The following is a 14591-nucleotide window of genomic DNA, read 5'->3' on the forward strand; positions in this document are numbered from 1 at the left end:
ATTGTTAAGGTTATACGCAAGGCATAGTTGTAAGCTGCCCTTGACTATCAATTTGAAGAGGTTGAAGTTTTGTAGACCCTGCAGGTGCTTTATATAAGTTAATAGCATTTCCATACATTTTCAATAATGCATAAGCTGTCATTTCTTGAGTAGTGGCTGTAATATTCTTTGATTTGTAATCGAAAGCATAATCTCTATAGATTTGGTTGCCAGCTTGCTCTGTATACCAATCAGCATAAAAATTCCAATAATGCTGTTCAATTGCCCCCCAGTCTTTTACAGTAAGTATAAAGATGCCGCCGTTTGTTACAACAGTTACACTTACATTGTCTTTATAGTAAGCCTGTCCGTTAGCACCAACTAATTGAGGATTATTGATATTGCTTATAGGCCACAGAGCATCGGCTGGAGAAGGAGCACCATGACCTGTATGACTATGTGATGCACCAATTGTATACCCATTCTGAGAATTCCAGGTAAATTTAGGTGTAAATGTGCTTGCTTTACCATCGGTACGCACAGAAGTATTAACATAGGTATTTCCTGGTACTGATGTTAAGTTCTGTTCCGTCCCATACTCTACCGTGTTATTATTGGCCTGTGTATCATTTAATATTTGGTTGTTTTGAGCAGAAATAGTGGAGTTAGCAGCATTGGTGCTTAATTTGTCTTTTTCAGAACAAGGTAATGGTTGAGCAGGTTCTAATGAGCCGCCACCTCCTCCGCCACCGCCTCCACCACTATAATCATAATCAGCTGGCATAAGGCTTTGTAGAGGTTCGTCAATATAAACAGTATAGCAATCTGTATAGCTACCTTCATAAGTAGGTGTTCTGTATTCAGTATAAGAGTAGTAGTCAGTTGTTGTACAATACGTTTCCCATCCGTTAACTGCATTTCGGTCACCGGCCGTTTGAACTTGATTGACCTCAGATGATAGTCTTCCTGATTTAGAAATATATACTTTATTATCAGCAAACAGAAATCCATTTTTGGCCTTACCATTCCACTCTTCTATAACTATCTTTCCTGAAAACGACTTATTGTTATCACCTGATTGTATATACTCTGCATCAGGCATATGAGTAACGAACTCAGTGATCATTACTCCATCTTTATTGCGGTACATTACAAGATTACTCTTGTCTTTTAAGCTTATGTACATGTTTCCAGTCTTATAATACATATTTTCCGGAGTTGAAACAGGTATTACAACAACTGGCCCAATAGACGTTTGTTTCACAAATGATTTTTGCCAATCTGGATTTTTGAAGCCAGGTATTCTAGGGTTTCCACTATTTACATCTGTGCCATTTGGTTCGGTGTTTAAGTTTTTGATAAAATACTCTTTTGCCTCTCAGATTAAAATGTTTTCTTCTGTTTGAGGTTTAAGATCATCTTGCTGCTCACAAGAAAATATAGAGAGTAGGAGAAAAAATTGAAATAGTTTTAACAAGTTTTGTTTCATATGATTAGATTAAAGTTGGATAATAAAGGTTTGATTTATTTTCAAGCACATTTTATGTTAAAGGCCTATCAAACTGATTGAACTACTACCTGCTAATGAAAGCAATAGAGTTAAGTTTTTGAAACATGCTAAAATCTTGACAACTGCCGGATTCGAAAGATTAAAGGAATTCCGGCTATCAATACAGCATCGTATAATATTGTTTCTTTAGCCTTAGGCAATTATTATAATAACCTAAAATTTTGCTTTTAAGGCTTTGGGTAGGAGTTGAAGGAAAGGATTACTTCTTCTTGAATTAATATCCAAATAGTTGGTAATGTTGTTTTCATTTTAGTAGACATATATTTATATCATGCAAATATGATGGCAACCAATCAAGTATAAAAAGAAACTTTGATGAATAAAGTAACTACAATTATATTGTTAATATATTTAATTTTATTAATACATGATAATTTGTAGTTGTGATGTTAAGGTGAGAAGTTCTTACAACTATGTTATAAACTGTATCTTCTACTCTCTGCTATTTTCACATCTACAATTTTATAACATTGGGTTAAAGCCCAATGTTATTGTATCTACTTATTCTACTAAATAAACCTAATAAGGGAAGTTCCTATAATAACTATGATTTCAATATAGGAATTATCTATCATGGTTCCCAAGTTATAAGCTTTAAAGGCAGGAAGTTACATGGTGGCGTAAAAAGAAAAAGGCCCACCGTTTCCGGCAGGCCTTTTATACTTGAGTTTATACTTTACTTACTGGTTTACCTCAGTAGGGTTGATCAGCTTACGCTCCAGGAAGTTCGTCATCATCTTGAAGCGGTGCAGCGAGGTAATGCCACCACCCACGCCGTGGTTACGGTTCGGGTAGTAGAAGCTCTCGAACTGCTTGTTGGCACTGATTAGTGCATCCTGCATAGCTACTGCATTCTGGAAGTGCACGTTATCATCTCCGGTTCCGTGAATCAGCAACAGATCGCCTTGCAGCTTATCTGCAAACATCAGCGGTGAGTTATCGTCGTAACCGGCAGCATTCTCCTGTGGTGTTTTCAGGAAGCGCTCTGTGTAAATGCTATCATAATATCTCCAGCTTGTAACCGGTGCTACAGAAATACCTGCTCTGAACACGCCTTCGCCTTTCGTCAGGCCCAGCAGGGTCATGTAACCACCAAAGCTATGGCCCCAGATGCCTATGCGGTTTTTGTCAACATAAGACTGATTGCCCAGCCACTTGGCCGCGTCAATCTGGTCCTGAATCTCATACTTGCCAAGGTTGGCATAAGTAGCTTTCTTGAACGCAGCGCCGCGTGCACCAGTACCACGGTTATCCACACTTACCACGATCAGGCCTTTGTCGGCCAGCACCTGGTACCATAGGTAGTTGGTGCCGCCCCAGCTGTTGTTCACTGTCTGCGAACCCGGACCGCCATACACGAACATCAGCACAGGGTACTTTTTGTTAGGGTCGAAATCAGTTGGTTTTATCATCCAGCCGTTCAGTTTGGTGCCGTCCGGTGTGTTCATGGTGAAGAACTCCTGCTTGGCAATGTCGTACTGCGCCAGTGTGTTCTTCAGCTTCGAGTTATCCTCTAACATCTTGATCAGTTTACCGTCTTTTGCCGTGTGCAGGCTAACAGTAGGCACCTCGTTGGCAGCAGAGAAATAATCCAGGTAGTACTTAAAGTCATTGCTCATGTTCACGCGGTGCGTGCCCGACTTGTCAGTCAAACGCTTCTTGCTTTTGCCCTTGCTGCTGATTGTGTACAGGTGGCGCTCCAGTGGCGATACCTCCGTAGACATGTAGTACAGGCGGTCATTTTTCTCGTCGTAGCCCACAAACTCGCTTACCTCCCAGTTGCCGTCCGTGATCTGGCGTACCAGCTTGCCGTTCATGTTGTACAGGTACAGGTGATTAAAGCCTTTCACTTCTGAAGAGTGGATAAAGTGCTTGCCATCTTTCAGGTAAGTCAGGTCGTCCGTGATGTCGATGTAGGCTTTGTCAGTTTCTTTGAGTACCACATTGGCAGCGCCTGTAGTAGCGTTTGCGTGCAGAATTTCCAATGTGTTCTGCAGGCGGTTCATCTTCTGGATAGAAAGCAGGTTGGCATCGTTTGTCCATTTGATGCGCGGGATGTAGATGTCCTCTTCTTTGCCAGTGTCCATTTTCACGGTTTTGCCGCTATTCACGTCATAAACCGATACTTTTACCTTTGAGTTGGCCTCGCCTGCCTTTGGGTACTTAAACTTGTTGTCCTCTGGGTAAAGCTTGCCCCACATCTGCATGTTAAACTCAGGTACGTTGGTTTCGTCAAAAGTATAGAAAGCGATCTTCTTGCCATCCGGTGACCAATGGAAGCCCTGTGCAAAAGAGAATTCTTCTTCGTATACCCAGTCAGCATAACCGTTGATGATAGAGTTGAACTTGCCGTCAGTGGTGATCTGGGTTTCCTTCATGTTGCTCAGGTCCACTACAAACATGTTATTGTCGCGGGCAAAGGCAACACGCTTGGCATCCGGCGAGAAAGTGGCATACATTTGCTTGCCGCCGTTGCTTAGCTTCGTCAGTTTTTTAGAAGCAATGTCGTAGATGTAGAAGTCGGCCTTGGAAGAACGGCGGTAGATCTGCTCACGGTTCGTGGAGAAAAGCACCTTCTGCTCGTCCGAAGAAAAAGTATAATCATCATACTTTATGGGAGTATTGCTGCCCTCAGGCTTCAGGTTCTCACCTTCTATAATAGTGCTTACAGGCTTGCCGGTGGTTACATCATACTTTACGATGTCGTACACATTGTTCTGCTCGTCCTGGACCTGCGAACTGTAATACTGGCCATCGTTCATCCAGTTTACACCATACACCGACTGTGCCCGGAAGGTGCCTTTGCGGTAGATGTCCTCGAGGGTGATGTCCTTTTTCTGCTGCGCCTGCGCCACAAAGGCAAAGCAAAGAAGCACGGCAGCCAAAAGGTTTGTTTTGATCTTGTTGATATGCATGCGATTAGTTTGGTTTATACTTGGTGCTACTAATTTATCAGAATTATGTGGTTTCGCCATAGAAAGAAGCCAAAACCATACCTGTGTATCTCTACATTGGATGTTAACTAGTGAGAAGTATAAAAAAAGGCAGCCCCCTCGGACTGCCTTAAACAATTAAACCTGTTAACTTAAAAATTGTAGCCAAACGTCAGCATCACGGTAGTCAGCTTCTCATCGATGTCTACTACCGGCTGGTCGCCGTTGTCGAGCACAAACGGGGAGTAACGGCTGTTGCCATTGCTTCTTACATAGGCCAGGTCAAAATAATAGTTCTTGAGGCGCACACCTGCACCGGTAGTAAAAGAATTTATACTTCCATCGAAGGAGGCGTTTTTGTACGGGTCTCCGGAGTGGGCAAAACCTGCACGCACCCTGAACACATCAAAGCGGCCCTCGGCACCTATCCTGTAGTTAACCGCCGACTGATAAGTGCTGGAGATGCGGTTATTGATATCATTAAAGTAATCGTTTACAGTGGCAAAATCACCGTCATCCTCCGAGAACCTAATATTGCTGTAGTTCACAAATTCCACATCCGCGGTAACAAAGCCATACTTACCCACAAAACCCGCCGCACCCAGACTTGCCCTGAAAGGAGTAACCAAAGTATAGGAAAACTCTCCGGGCAGTTCCACAGCACTTTCTGTCGGGCCATCATCAAACGAGGCATACAAAGAACGCTGGTAGGTATCGGTAAAAGAATAAGCTGTTGGAGTTTGCAAGGTTAAACCTAAGCGCAGGGCATCGGTTGGCCTGGCAATTACGCCTACTTTCAGGTTTATGCCGGCACCCTCCGTCGTAAACTCATCGCGCAGCTCCAGGTCTGTGAATGCGGTATTGGTGCTTGTCTCGGACTCGCGGTAAATGCTCTCCTGCGTAAAGTTGGATGTCACAATGCCCAGGGAGGCACCCAGGTATACTTTATCTTTGTAGCTTGTGCCTACGCCAATATCAAACTGGTTTTGCGAACCTCTGCGCCGAATGTCTTCCCGCTCCAGAATCTGACCTTCCCTGAACAACGGAACAACAGCCTCATTGCCGTTGGCATCAGTTACCACATCAATCAGGTAGGCGCCAAACGCCAGTCCTTCCAGCGTTACAAAGCCATTGCTGAACTCATTGTTCAGTTCGTTCAGCGTAACACCTTTTTTATTGGCCTGCTCGGCAAAGTACTCTACAATAGTGGACTGGTCGGCGGCGGCATTGTTTCTGTAAGACAGGCGCTGGTTAAAATTATTGAGCCGGGTAAAGCTGATGCCCAGGTTGGCACCTGTCCAGTCGTTTCCTTCGTTTTCATTTCTTTTGCTGATAACCAGCCCGGCGTGTGGTATACTTACTGCGTTCTGGTCGGTGCTTTGGGTAAAGCCGCCTACTTTGGTCTGGGTGCTGTTTAACTGCAACCCAGGGCTAATGCTGAACTCCGACCTGCGGAACATGCCCAGGCCAGCCGGGTTAGACGAGATAGTGGAGATATCTGCGCCAAGGGCGGTTTGTGCGCCGCCAATGCCCTGTATTCTGGCAGAGCCGGTTATGCCTAAGCGGGTGTAGCGCAGGGCGTCTACCTCGTTCTGGGCAAAGGCGCTGCCCGCCCAGCCCAGCGTAAGCGCCAGGCTGGCAAGAAATAGCTTATGTATTTTCATGGGGTGGTTCTAGGTTATTGTCCTCTTTTTGGTCGGCCGCCGCTGCTACCGCTGTTGTTGTTTCCGGATGATGAGTTATTGCTTTCACGTCTGATCTCGCTGGAGCGTGACGGTGCAGGGCTTTCTCGCCTGATCTCACTGGAGCGTGACGGTGTCGGGCTTTCGCGGCGTGGCTCGTAGGTTGATCTTCTCTCTACAGAGCGCTGGCGTTCCTGCTGCTGCGGCGCGTTATATTCCCGGGTTCTGATGCTGCGGCCCTCTGATGACCTTTGCGTTGGCGTATACTCACGTGTGCGGCGCTCAGTTGGCTGTATCACGCGGCGTTCACCTTGCTGTTGCTGCTCACCAACGTTAATTGGCTGGCGTGTGCCACGGTCTCTGCCACGGCTCGGGTCATAATACTCGGTGCGGCTTGGGCGTGCAGGTAAACTTGGTTTGGCCTCGCTGCCAGCTTCCGGGCTTATCACGGCATCGCTACCCCTCGACGGACGGGACGGCCTTGCATACTCAGAGCCTTTTACATCACCCTCAAAAGCTTCTCCTCTTACAGGTCTGCCGCCATTACCCCTGTTGCCATCTGTAACAATCGCACCGCGTGCGTCGCGTGGGCCATACTGCGTTTTAACACGGTTTACGATGATCGGGCTGTCGTATACCCATCGGTTGCCATACCAGCTGTTGCCGTACCAACTATTGCCATAGAATCCGCCATAGTATGGGTGGTAAGGATTCCAGCGACTATAATATGGGTATCCGTGTCTGCCCCAGCTTCCCCAGCCGTAATTATAGCTTATAATAATCGAGATGCCGCTGTTCCAGTAAGGTCTGCGGTAGAATGGGTCGTAAAAAGGATCGTAGAAGAACGGATCGTAGAATGGGTCATAGAATGCCGAGTTATATCGGCTGTAAGTATAGTGGCGTGGCGTGTATGCGCTTCCCCAGTATGGGTCTATATAAGAATAATTCGGGCGGTACCAGTTATCGCGTGGGTTATACTCCCGGCCATCGTAGTACTCATCAGCATAATAATCATCAGTAACCGAGTTGTTGCGCTGCGAGTAGGTTTGCGCCTGTGTTGCTGATGTTTCTGATTCGGCCAGCCCTGCGTAGGAGGATTGCTGCGGTTGCGAGTAAGTTGTTTCGTCCGAAGAGCTGTAGTACATATCATCATACTCCGTAGACTGCATTGCTGTTGGACTGCTACAACCCAGGGCAAACAATGCCAGAGCGGGGGCTAGTGCGTATATCGTAAATTTTTTCATGGCCATCTCTGTAATAAATTCCTCTATATCAAAGATAAACACACATGGGCGCAAATCCTTATCAATAGTATAATATATTAAACGTATTTTTGAGCCAGAATGATATTTGGCTGCGAGTGTAGAAACAGCAATTATTGTTCCAAAAGCATTAATTATTAGCGATATATTATAAATTTCTGTAAAAGATGAGCAAAGGGCTACCAAAAAGAAGCGAAGACTACTCCTTATGGTATAACGAGCTGGTAAAGAAAGCCGGTTTAGCAGAGAATTCTGCGGTGCGCGGCTGTATGGTTATCAAGCCATATGGTTTTGCCATTTGGGAGAAAATGCAGCGTGTGCTGGATGATATGTTTAAGGCCACCGGCCACTCCAACGCATACTTCCCGCTATTTGTACCCAAGAGCTTATTCGAGGCCGAAGAGCAGAACGCAGAAGGCTTTGCAAAAGAATGCGCTGTGGTTACGCACTATCGCCTGCAAACAGACCCAGACAAGCCAGGCAAACTGCGCGTAGACCCGAACGCTAAACTGGAGGAAGAACTGATTGTGCGCCCTACCTCTGAGGCTGTGATCTGGAACACTTACAAAGGCTGGATACAAAGCTACCGCGACCTGCCTATACTTGTAAACCAGTGGGCAAACGTGGTGCGCTGGGAAATGCGTACACGCCTGTTCCTGCGCACAGCCGAGTTCCTGTGGCAGGAAGGCCACACGGCACACGCCACCGCCGATGAAGCAGTTGCCGAAACAGTGCAGATGCTGAACGTGTATGCCGACTTTGCCGAGAATTTTATTGCGTTACCGGTAATCAAGGGTGTAAAAACGCCAAACGAACGCTTTGCCGGTGCCCTGGATACTTATTGCATCGAAGGATTGATGCAGGATGGTAAGGCGCTGCAGGCTGGTACTTCGCACTTCCTGGGGCAGAACTTCGCCAAGGCTTTTGATGTGAAGTTTGCTACCAAAGAGGGCGGACTGGAGCACGTATGGGGTACATCGTGGGGTGTAAGCACACGCCTGATGGGTGCCCTGGTAATGGCCCACTCAGATGATGAGGGCTTGGTATTGCCTCCAAAGTTGGCGCCTATACAAGTGGTGATTGTTCCGATCTATAAAGGCGAGGAACAGTTGGCGCAAATAAGCGAGAAAGTGAACCAACTGAAGCGTGAACTGGAAGCGAAAGGCATTAGCGTGAAGTATGACGACCGCGATACCGAGCGCCCAGGCTTTAAGTTTGCCGAGTGGGAGCTGAAAGGTGTGCCGGTGCGCATCGCCATCGGTGCCCGCGACCTGGAAAACGGAACAGCCGAAGTGGCTCGCCGCGACACAAAAGAAAAAGGCTCACAGCAGTTTTCCGGACTGGCTGACTTTATACCTGCGTTGCTTGACGAGATTCAGCAGAACATCTACAATAAGGCACTGGCCTACCGCGAAGAACATACTACCAAAGTAGACTCTTACGAGGAGTTTAAGCAAGTGCTGGAAACCAAGGGCGGTTTTGTGCTGGCGCATTGGGATGGCACCTCTGAAACCGAAGAACGCATTAAAGAAGAGACAAAAGCAACTATTCGCTGCATCGCCCTGGACACACCAGATGAAGACGGTGTGGACATGCTGACTGGTAAGCCTAGCAAGCGCCGCGTATACTTTGCTAAAGCATATTAATCTGGTTGATCGTTATTAGTTGTTCGTTATTCGGGCATTATAATAAACTGATTATAGAAGTGCCGCTTTCCGGAAAGGGAGGCGGCACTTTCCTTTTTGTGGCGCCTCACGCCTTTAAATCCAATCAACAATAAACAATTCAACAATTAATTTGCTATATTTACTTAAACAAGCCCCCACGCTATGCTACTGGATTGGATCACGGTTATCTTGCTTATCGGTATCGGACTGCTGCTTATAATAGTGGAGCTGATCTTTGTGCCGGGCACTACCATTGTGGGCATACTGGGTTTTGTGCTTACCTGTATCGGCATCTGGATAGGCTATGCCGCTTTGGGTACTGGTACAGGACATATCATACTTGCCTCAACCGTGCTGATTGGAGTCGTGGCTTTCGTGTATAGTTTCCGGTCGGATAGCTGGAGCCGTTTTGCGCTCAAAAACCAGCACCGGAGCCGCGTGAACGAAGAGTATAAGTACATTTTAACGGTAGGAGACCTTGGCAAGACAATCTCTGCGCTGCGCCCTCAGGGTACGGCCATCTTTAACGAGCAGCACCATGAGGTACAGACCAAAGGAGAATTCTTACCACCCAACACACCTGTTCGCATCATTAAAATTCACCACAATAAAATAACAGTAGAAGAAAATAAGCTAACCTAACCCAGATGGAAAATTTCTCTGTATTGTTTCTGATAGCAGGTGGTATCATCCTGCTCATTATCTTTTTATACTTTGTGCCGATCAGCCTTTGGATCACGGCCCTGTTTTCGGGGGTACGCGTGGGACTGTTGGAGCTGGTGTTCATGCGCATCCGTAAAGTACCGCCAAGCCTGATCGTAAACTCCATGATCAACGCCACCAAAGCGGGTATAGACGTAACCACCACCGAGCTGGAAACACACTACCTGGCGGGTGGTAATGTGCCCAACGTTATCAAAGCGCTTATCTCTGCCGATAAGGCAAACATTCCGCTTTCGTTTAAGCAGGCAACTGCCATCGACCTGGCTGGCCGTAACGTGTTTGAGGCGGTAACCACATCGGTAAACCCCAAAGTGATCAATACACCAAATGTGGCCGCTGTTGCCCAGGATGGTATTCAGCTGATTGCCAAAGCCCGTGTAACTGTGCGCGCCAACATTATGCAACTAGTAGGTGGTGCCGGCGAAGAAACCATACTTGCCCGTGTTGGCGAGGGTATTGTAACTTCCATCGGTTCATCAGGTTCGCATAAAGTAGTGCTAGAAAACCCGGACATCATCTCGAAACTGGTACTGCAAAAAGGTCTGGATGCTGGTACAGCCTATGAAATACTTTCCATTGATATTGCGGACGTAGACGTGGGGGAGAACATCGGTGCAAAACTACAGATAGACCAGGCCAACGCCGACCTGAAAGTAGCAGAGGCAAAAGCAGAAGAACGCCGCGCCATGGCCGTTGCCGTTGAGCAGGAAATGAAAGCCAAAGCACAGGAGGCCCGCGCCAACGTAATTCAGGCAGAGGTAGAGATTCCGCAAGCCATTGCAGCAGCCTTCCGTAGCGGCAACCTGGGCATCATGGACTACTATAAGATGGAGAACATACAGTCGGATACCGACATGCGTAACTCCATTGCCAACCCAGGCCAGCAGGGAGGAGCCCAAAACAAGCCACGCGAATAGCAAAAACATAGAACTCTTACAGGAAGCCATACTTTGCCAAAGTATGGCTTCTTTGTTTTTATGCTGTTTATATGCAGGCAGAGATTAAATTAGTATTGGAGCCCACCCCTAACCCCTCCAAGGAGGGGAATCAGTAAACGATTGTCATCCCCCTACCCCCTTTAAAGGGGGACTTTTTCTGCTTTTGTAATTTTATGCCTTGTTGTTTCTTTGCAATAAATGTGAAGGTTATATATAATAAGCTTAAACTACTCGTGCTGATTGTCCCCCTTCGAAGGGGGTAGGGGGATGACAATCGTTCACTGGTTTCACTTACGGCACAAATGCTTATCTTCGCAGGATAATGAGATTCAGGCTGCCCGGTGCAGCATACGTATAAGAGCTTTTCCTTTATGAACTATCAAAATACCCTCGCTTTTGCGCAGGAGCAAGACCAGCAAGACCCACTATATCATTTCAGAGAGCGTTTTCATTTTCCGCAGGTAAATGGCCGCGATGCCATTTATTTCTGTGGCAACTCGCTGGGTATGCAGCCTAAAAAGGCACAGATGTACATCGACAACGAGATGTATAAATGGGCTAATCTGGCCGTAGAAGGTCACTTTAAAGGCGAAGAGCCGTGGTTCGATTACCACAGGTTGCTAACGCCGGCCGCTGCCCGCATTGTGGGTGCCCAGGAGAGCGAAGTGGTGATCATGAACCAACTGACCGTGAACCTGCACCTGATGATGGTGTCGTTTTACAGGCCAACTGCCACACGCTTTAAGATCATTACCGAAGGCGGCGCTTTCCCGTCGGACCAATACGCCCTGGAAACACAGGCTAAATTCCATGGCTTTAACCCCGCTGAGGCCGTAGTGGAGTTATTCCCGAGAGAAGGTGAATTTACACTACGCACCGAAGACATTCTGGCAAGTATAAAAGAACATGGCGAAGAGTTGGCGTTGGTGATGATGGGTGGTATAAACTACTACACAGGCCAGGTGTTTGATATGGAGACCATTACCAAAGCCGGACACGAAGTTGGTGCCCTGGTAGGTTTTGACCTGGCGCATGCTGCCGGCAACGTGCCCGTTAAGCTACACGACTGGGGCGTGGACTTTGCGGTTTGGTGTACCTATAAATACCTGAACTCCGGCCCTGGTGGCACATCGGGGGTATTTGTGCACGAGCGCCATGGCAACAACCCTGACCTGCCGCGTTTTGCCGGTTGGTGGGGCCACGATGCGCAGGCACGTTTCCAGATGAAGAAAGGCTTTATACCGATGCAGGGTGCTGAAGGCTGGCAGCTGAGCAATGGCCAGATCATACCATTTGCCATGCACCGCGCCTCGCTGGAGCTTTTTGACGAAGCCGGAATAGAAAACCTGCGCACTAAAAGCTTGAAGCTGACCGGTTACCTGGAATACCTGATTGACGATGTACATGCCGGCAAGGATGTGATGGAAATGATCACCCCGCGTGACCCGCAGGCCCGTGGCTGCCAGATATCGTTGCTGGTAAAGAAGGATGCCCGCAAGCTGTTTAATATGCTGATGGATGCCGGTATTATCGTGGATTACCGTGAGCCAAACGTGATCCGCGTAGCACCTACACCGCTTTACAACAGCTTCGAGGAAGTGTATCGCTTCTCTGAGATCCTGCACGAGTGCCTGCAGGCGCACTAAACTGGTTTAAAGTATAAATTTCTGAGCGGCTGGTTCTGATTAGATCCAGCCGTTTTTGTTTTGCGAGGAGACAGTGTTTATACAGACCGGAATATATAGTATATTCGTTAGTCAGGCTATCTGTCAATTTCGACAAAAAAGCGGATGTTTATTACGTTTCTACCATAGTTGGTGTGTATTGCAATCATGAAAAAAGGAGAGGACTTAAAGAACTGGAAAGAGTACCTGGAGCAGAAGTTCTCGGACTCCTCCCTGTATCTGATTATCGACAATACAAAAAAAGAGTCAGAAAGCGGCATCTACAGAGTTGTTGCTAAGACCAATAAAACTGTCATCGACTTCATATGGCCTGACGATCAATGGAAATCCCTTGACGACATCCAATATTACAATGAATCAGCGAAAGGTTGGTCAGGAGAGCTTCTAGGTGGCAACGGCCCTCTAAGGGGAGTATACAATCAGGAGAATATTACTTACATTGATAAACTGCTTGAAGTACCGATAAAGAAGGGCTGGATAAGCGAAGAGTACTACATTTTGGAGAAGTTGTTCAAAGCAGTTACTTACGAAAACGATAATGGGAAAAAGAAAAACAGAGTCTTTACCGACTTTCATACTGGCTGTCTTGGACTTATGCTTTTCCCACTAACATTATTACTAAATGTAGCCTTAGTTTTTGGTTTAGTAGGAGAAAAAAGAACAGTTGTAGTTGAACCTGTTGAAGAACAACAAAACACCAACAAGACCTATAGTGCCTAAACACACCATAGCAAAACCGTTAGGCACTAGACTAATTAATTTAATATGAAACAAACTTTAACATTCATCCTTATCCTCTTGTCTCTGACTACAATGGGGCAGGTCGAGAAATACACCAACTCCACTTACTTCCTGCCGGATATATCTATAAAAAAATATGCTGGTAAAGATTTCCGCTTCCAAATAGATATAAAATCGCTATCTGCAGATACAGCTAGCAAGGTAAGAACTTATGCGCTACAGGTTGGCAAAAATGAGTATGACTTTATTGAATACAACCATCCTGTCAGCATCCAGGAGGATACACTCTGGAATACACGTATTATAACAGGAAGGCTTTCAGAAAAGACGCACAGAATATGGTTCTATGTGAATCAGGTAGGGAATGGCAAGTTCTATATAGATAACCTCAGGCTGGAGGTAAAAGAGAATGAAGGCTGGATTTCTATTCCCATCCCATCCGGTGATTTTGAGCTGGCTGAAAACAAAGACCCGCTAAAGGGATTTCAGAGAACTGCAAAGCTTCCTGTAGGTACACAACTTTCCATCGTGCCTGTTGCGAATCCCTTGCAATCTAAAGCGCTTTTGATTTCGGCCGAGGGCGCCAAGAAAAAATGGGTGACACACTACGGAGCCAACCCAACGGCAGGGAAATACTGCAACATAAATGGTATCAACATCTACTACGAAACATACGGGGAGGGGGAGCCATTGCTGCTGTTGCACGGAAACGGCCAGTCTATCTCTGCCCTTGCAAAGCAGATAATAGCGCTGGCAGGGAAATATCGCGTGATTGCTGTGGATACCAGAGCACAAGGCAGAAGCCTGGACACAGTTTCCACCTCCCTGTCATACAAGCTGTTTGCCGAGGATATGAAAGTGCTGCTGGACTCATTGGGCCTCCGAAAGGTATATGTTGTGGGTTGGAGCGACGGCGGGAACACTGCCCTGACCATGGCTATCAGATATCCTGATTATGTTAATAGGATAGCAGTGATGGGAGCTAACCTTAATCCTTCTACAGACGCTGTTCAAAAGAACATCTTAAAGCAGACGTCCAAAGATCTCATTATGTTGAAAAGTAAGAATGACCCAAACGCAAGGCTCTTGGCTATGCTACTGACAGAGCCTAATATCTCTTTGGAAGAACTGAAAACGATAAAGTCCAGAACATTGGTGATGGCAGGGGAGAAAGATGTCATTAAGGAGCAGCATACCAAACTTATAGCAGCTAGCATTAATAATGCTGAACTTCGAATCTTCAAAGGCCAAACACACAACGTGCCTCAACAAAATGCTATATTATTTAATGAAACTGTATTAAGGTTTCTTTCAGATGAATAATCTTGTATCCAATTAAATCTGAAGCAGATTTAATTGCGCTTTAACCCAGTACTCAAAGTACAGGTAAGGTATTTTAAGCCTCTTAGCA

General features: G+C 46.4%; 10 protein-coding genes. 6 read left to right on the forward strand and 4 right to left on the reverse strand.

Going from position 1 to position 14591, the window contains the following annotated elements:
* Nucleotides 1–10: 10 nt before the first annotated feature.
* The 4 genes from AC4BAP_RS01915 to AC4BAP_RS01930 form a co-directional block, all read right to left on the reverse strand.
* Nucleotides 11–1243, reverse strand: a complete 1233-nt coding sequence (locus AC4BAP_RS01915; RefSeq protein WP_490580921.1) for a hypothetical protein — start codon at nucleotides 1241–1243, stop codon at nucleotides 11–13.
* Between the two features lie 986 nt (nucleotides 1244–2229).
* Nucleotides 2230–4464, reverse strand: a complete 2235-nt coding sequence (locus tag AC4BAP_RS01920) for a S9 family peptidase (RefSeq protein WP_490581145.1) — start codon at nucleotides 4462–4464, stop codon at nucleotides 2230–2232.
* Between the two features lie 170 nt (nucleotides 4465–4634).
* Nucleotides 4635–6146 (reverse strand): OmpP1/FadL family transporter, encoded by a 1512-nt coding sequence (locus AC4BAP_RS01925; RefSeq protein WP_490580922.1) that lies wholly within the window; start codon nucleotides 6144–6146, stop codon nucleotides 4635–4637.
* A 14-nt stretch (nucleotides 6147–6160) separates the two neighbouring features.
* On the reverse strand, nucleotides 6161–7408 hold the full coding sequence (locus AC4BAP_RS01930; RefSeq protein WP_490580923.1) for a hypothetical protein: 1248 nt from the start codon (nucleotides 7406–7408) through the stop codon (nucleotides 6161–6163).
* A gap of 185 nt (nucleotides 7409–7593) precedes the next feature.
* Between AC4BAP_RS01930 and proS the strand changes: the two genes are divergently transcribed.
* The 6 genes from proS (at nucleotide 7594) to AC4BAP_RS01960 (ending at nucleotide 14503) form a co-directional block, all read left to right on the forward strand.
* Entirely contained in the window at nucleotides 7594–9072 is a 1479-nt protein-coding gene (gene proS, locus AC4BAP_RS01935; protein ID WP_490580924.1) for a proline--tRNA ligase, read from the forward strand.
* 183 nt (nucleotides 9073–9255) lie between these two features.
* The gene (locus tag AC4BAP_RS01940) at nucleotides 9256–9735 is read left to right on the forward strand and encodes an NfeD family protein (RefSeq protein WP_490580925.1); all 480 of its coding nucleotides are present in this window, start codon (nucleotides 9256–9258) and stop codon (nucleotides 9733–9735) included.
* Between the two features lie 5 nt (nucleotides 9736–9740).
* Nucleotides 9741–10733, forward strand: a complete 993-nt coding sequence (gene floA / locus AC4BAP_RS01945) for a flotillin-like protein FloA (protein ID WP_490580926.1) — start codon at nucleotides 9741–9743, stop codon at nucleotides 10731–10733.
* Between the two features lie 392 nt (nucleotides 10734–11125).
* Entirely contained in the window at nucleotides 11126–12400 is a 1275-nt protein-coding gene (gene kynU / locus AC4BAP_RS01950) for a kynureninase (protein ID WP_490580927.1), read from the forward strand.
* 186 nt (nucleotides 12401–12586) lie between these two features.
* The gene (locus AC4BAP_RS01955) at nucleotides 12587–13159 is read left to right on the forward strand and encodes a hypothetical protein (RefSeq protein ID WP_490580928.1); all 573 of its coding nucleotides are present in this window, start codon (nucleotides 12587–12589) and stop codon (nucleotides 13157–13159) included.
* A 45-nt stretch (nucleotides 13160–13204) separates the two neighbouring features.
* A complete protein-coding gene (locus AC4BAP_RS01960; RefSeq protein ID WP_490580929.1) occupies nucleotides 13205–14503 on the forward strand; it encodes an alpha/beta fold hydrolase in 1299 nt (432 codons plus the stop codon).
* Nucleotides 14504–14591: the final 88 nt, after the last annotated feature.

The organism is Pontibacter sp. GD7 (assembly GCF_058216375.1).

Coding starts and splice junctions, on each gene's coding strand:
- kynU (WP_490580927.1), top strand. CDS start 11,126: ATGAACTATCAAAATACCCTCGCTTTTGCGCAGGAGCAAGACCAGCAA.
- proS (WP_490580924.1), top strand. CDS start 7,594: ATGAGCAAAGGGCTACCAAAAAGAAGCGAAGACTACTCCTTATGGTAT.
- AC4BAP_RS01955 (WP_490580928.1), top strand. CDS start 12,587: ATGAAAAAAGGAGAGGACTTAAAGAACTGGAAAGAGTACCTGGAGCAG.
- AC4BAP_RS01920 (WP_490581145.1), bottom strand. CDS start 4,464: ATGCATATCAACAAGATCAAAACAAACCTTTTGGCTGCCGTGCTTCTT.
- floA (WP_490580926.1), top strand. CDS start 9,741: ATGGAAAATTTCTCTGTATTGTTTCTGATAGCAGGTGGTATCATCCTG.
- AC4BAP_RS01925 (WP_490580922.1), bottom strand. CDS start 6,146: ATGAAAATACATAAGCTATTTCTTGCCAGCCTGGCGCTTACGCTGGGC.
- AC4BAP_RS01960 (WP_490580929.1), top strand. CDS start 13,205: ATGAAACAAACTTTAACATTCATCCTTATCCTCTTGTCTCTGACTACA.
- AC4BAP_RS01940 (WP_490580925.1), top strand. CDS start 9,256: ATGCTACTGGATTGGATCACGGTTATCTTGCTTATCGGTATCGGACTG.
- AC4BAP_RS01930 (WP_490580923.1), bottom strand. CDS start 7,408: ATGAAAAAATTTACGATATACGCACTAGCCCCCGCTCTGGCATTGTTT.